Here is a 3,159-nt window from a genome sequence, read left to right on the forward strand (position 1 = left end):
CGCGCGCCGTTCGTGCTTGGTGCGCACCCGTACCTGCGGCTGGGCGACGTGCCCAGCGAGGACCTCACCGTGAGCGTCGACGCCCGGACCAGGCTGGTCGCCGACGACCGCCTCATCCCGCGCAGCAGTGAACCGGTCAGCGGCGACTTCGATCTGCGCGGCGGCCGGCCGGTAGGGACACTTGACCTCGATTCGGCCTACACGGACCTGGAGTTCGACGGCGGCGTCGCCCGGCACACGCTGCGCTCACCCGACGGGCGGACGGTGAGCCTGTGGCAGGACGCGAGCTGCGGGTACGTCCATGTCTTCGTGACGACGGAATTTCCGGGCCGGTCGAAGGCGGTCGCGATCGAGCCGATGACCGGTCCCGCCAACGCGTTCAACAGCGGCGAGGGACTGCGCTGGCTTGCGCCGGGGGAGCAGTTCTCCATGACCTGGGGCATCTCGGCCTCGCTGACGGCCGCTGCAGGCTGACCCGGCGGCCTGACCCCAGGAACGGCCCCCGGGCCGGTGCCTCGGCCGTCGACCGGTGTCTGGGCCGTCGCCCGGTGCTGATTGCTGGTTGCTGGTTTCCTATTGAACGTCGCCTACGGAATCATGGGGCTATGACGCCAGCTGAGGACGCCGCACCTGCCACAAGCCCCTCCTATTCCGCGGCCGGGACCGGCGCACGTGCCGGGGCCCGGGTATGGACCGACCGGGAGATCGACCAGGACATTCCCTACGGCGTGCGGATCGCCGCCGCCTGGGCGTGGCGCGGCGGGCTGATCCTGCTCGTGATCGGGTTGCTGGTCTGGCTGCTCAGCCACGTCAGCTTCCTCATCATCCCCGTCATGGTGGCTGCCCTCCTCTCGGGGCTTCTCAGCCCCGCAGTGCGCTGGATGGCCAACCGGCGTGTGCCCAAGGGGCTCGCCGTCGCCATCACTGTGCTCGGCTTCATCGGCCTCATCGTCGGTGCCCTGACCCTGGTCGGGCGCCAGCTCATGCAGGGCTTCGGCGAGCTGTGGTCCCAGGCGCTCGCGGGCGTGCAGCAGGTACAGACCTGGCTGTCGGAAGGCCCGCTGCACCTGACGGCCGCCCAGATCGACAAGTACATCGAGGACGCCACCGCTGCCCTGCAGAACAACAGCAGCAGCATCCTCAGCGGGGCTCTGACGTTCGGGAGCACCGCCGGGCACTTCGCCGCCGGCCTGGTCCTGGCGCTGTTCATCCTGCTCTTCTTCCTGCTCGAAGGCGACAGAATCTGGGCTTTCCTGGTCAGGCTCAGGCCCACCGGGCCACGGACGGCGCGGGCCGCCGCGGCTGGACATCCATGGTCAGCTACGCACGCATCCAAATGTTCGTCGCCTTCGTGGACGCCGTGGGAATCGGCGTCGGCGCCGCCATCATCGGCGTGCCGCTCGCGCTGCCGCTGGGCGTGCTGGTCTTCCTCGGTTCGTTCATCCCGGTGGTCGGCGCGCTGTTCACCGGCGCGATCGCCGTGCTGCTGGCGCTGGTCGCCAACGGGCCCGTCAACGCCCTCATCATGCTGGCGATCGTGCTCGGCGTCCAGCAGCTCGAAAGCCACATCCTGCAGCCCCTCGTCATGGGCAAGGCCGTCTCCCTCCACCCCGTCGCCGTGATCCTGTCCGTCGCGGCCGGCTCCTACCTCGCCGGGATCCCCGGCGCATTGTTCTCCGTTCCGATCCTTGCCGTAGCAAACTCGTCGATTCGCTACATTGCGGGCAGAACGTGGGAACATGATGAAGTGTTGGCAACCGCGGGAGCCGGGGGCGGTCATGCCCCCGAACCCGGCGCAGACACCACCTTCACAGACGTCCACCTGCCGGGCGCAAACCCCGGCGGCGAGGGCGCCGCACCCAACAGCGGTGCTCCGGGCAGCGATGCCGGACGGGGCACCGACGCCTGATCCAAAGAAGGAGAACAGTTCGTGAATACCCTTGAGAGCCTGCCCGTCACGCTGGACGATGTCCTGGAGGCGCAGAAGCTGCTCGACGGGATTATTACGCGGACGCCCGTGGAATCATCGCGGGCCCTCGGCAGCACGGTCGGCGGCGAGGTCTTCCTCAAGTGCGAAAACCTGCAGCGCGCCGGCTCCTTCAAGGTCCGCGGTGCCTACGTGCGGATGGCCAAGCTCTCCGACGCCGAAAAGAAGCGCGGCGTCGTGGCGGCCTCTGCCGGAAACCACGCCCAGGGCGTGGCTGTCGCAGCCAAGAGCCTGGGCATCAAGGCCCGGATCTACATGCCGCTCGGCGTTGCACTGCCCAAGCTCGCCGCCACCCGCAGCCACGGCGCCGAGGTGGTGCTGCATGGCCACAACGTGGACGAGGCGCTGGCGGAAGCCAAGCGCTACGCCGATGAAAGCGGCGCCGTCTTTGTCCACCCCTTCGATGACGTCGACGTCGTCGCCGGCCAGGGGACGGTCGGGCTGGAGATCCTCGAACAGGTCCCCGACGTCGACACCATCCTGATGGGTGTCGGCGGCGGCGGACTCCTCGCGGGCGTTGCCGTCGCGGTGAAGGCGCGCGCCAAAGAACTCGGCCGCGAGATCCGCATCATCGGCGTCCAGGCTGAAAACGCCGCCGCCTACCCACCCTCGCTCGCCGCCGACGCCCTCGTCCCGCTCAAGAAGGTCTCCACCATGGCCGACGGCATCGCCGTGGGCCGGCCGGGCCAGCTGCCGTTCAGCATCATCCGCGAGCTCGTCGACGACGTCGTCACCGTCAGCGAAGACGCCCTGGCCCGGGCGCTGATCTTCCTGCTGGAGCGCGCCAAGATGGTGGTCGAACCTGCCGGGGCCGTCGGCGTCGCGGCGCTCATGGAAGGCAAGATCGAAAACCCCGGAACCGTTGCGGTGGTCCTCTCGGGCGGCAACATCGACCCCATGCTGATGCTCAAGGTCATCCAGCGCGGACTCTCCGCCGCCGGCCGGTACATGACCGTGCGGATGATGCTGGACGACCGTCCGGGCTCGCTGGCCACGATTGCCCGCATCATCGCCGAGAACGACGCCAACGTCACGGGCCTGGACCACACCAGGGTGGGCGGCTCCATCAGCATGGGCGACGTCTCCATCACCGTCAACCTGGAAACCAAGGGCCACGAGCACTGCAGCCAGGTCCTGGCGGCGCTGCGCGCCGAGGGTTTCCAGCCGATCGT

The 3,159-nt window shown here is 68.8% G+C and carries 1 protein-coding gene and 2 pseudogenes; all 3 read left to right on the forward strand.

Translation table 11 applies throughout. The features are described from left to right. A pseudogene (locus tag LQV45_RS22695) lies at positions 1-474 on the forward strand (aldose epimerase); the annotation flags it as partial. Positions 475-605: 131 nt separating this feature from the next. Further along, a pseudogene (locus tag LQV45_RS22700) lies at positions 606-1,909 on the forward strand (AI-2E family transporter). 21 nt (positions 1,910-1,930) lie between these two features. Beyond that, positions 1,931-3,159 (forward strand): threonine ammonia-lyase (gene ilvA / locus LQV45_RS22705; RefSeq protein WP_230008933.1); only part of this gene is annotated, 1,229 nt, incomplete at its 3' end.

The sequence above is a fragment of the Microbacterium sp. Bi128 genome, from assembly GCF_918698205.1.